Below are 543 nucleotides of genomic sequence, written 5' to 3' on the forward strand. Positions count from 1 at the left end.
TGGCTTTCAGCGACAACCATCAGCATGTCTAACAAGACAGGGACAGAGTTCCAGACAGTGACATGATGTTCGTTAATCAAAGACAACCAGGCAGCGGCATCGCGTCGAATGGCGTCATCGACCATGACGACGGCACCGCCGGCGCTGAGCAGACCGAAGAGGTCATAGACGGAGAGGTCAAAATCGAGCGCAGAGACCGCAAGCACACGGCTGTCGGGGTGGATACCATAGCGGTGGTTAATGTCATCAAGGGTATTGGCGGTGGCCTGATGGGCCATTTCAACGCCTTTGGGTTCACCGGTAGAGCCGGAGGTGAAGATGATATACGCCGGGCTGTTTGGTGAGACAGGGACGGGGGCCTCTAATGGCGAGAACCTGTCAGTGTATGAGATATCAATGGCGAGACCAGGGACGGCATCAAGGTGTGCCGGGTCAGTGACAGTGAAACGGATCCCCGCAGTGGAATGTATACGCTGCTGTCGCACCAGAGGCTGGTGTATACCGACAGGGACATAGCACCCGCCAGCGGCCAGAATACCAAGG

General features: G+C 56.5%; 1 protein-coding gene. It reads right to left on the reverse strand.

Annotated elements, in window-relative coordinates; genetic code table 11:
* The coding region (locus D515_RS24960; RefSeq protein ID WP_039850804.1) for an AMP-binding protein at nucleotides 1-543 on the reverse strand (543 nt) is incomplete at both ends.

It is taken from the genome of Grimontia indica (genome assembly GCF_000333895.2).
In the GTDB taxonomy this organism is placed as follows: domain Bacteria; phylum Pseudomonadota; class Gammaproteobacteria; order Enterobacterales; family Vibrionaceae; genus Enterovibrio; species Enterovibrio indicus.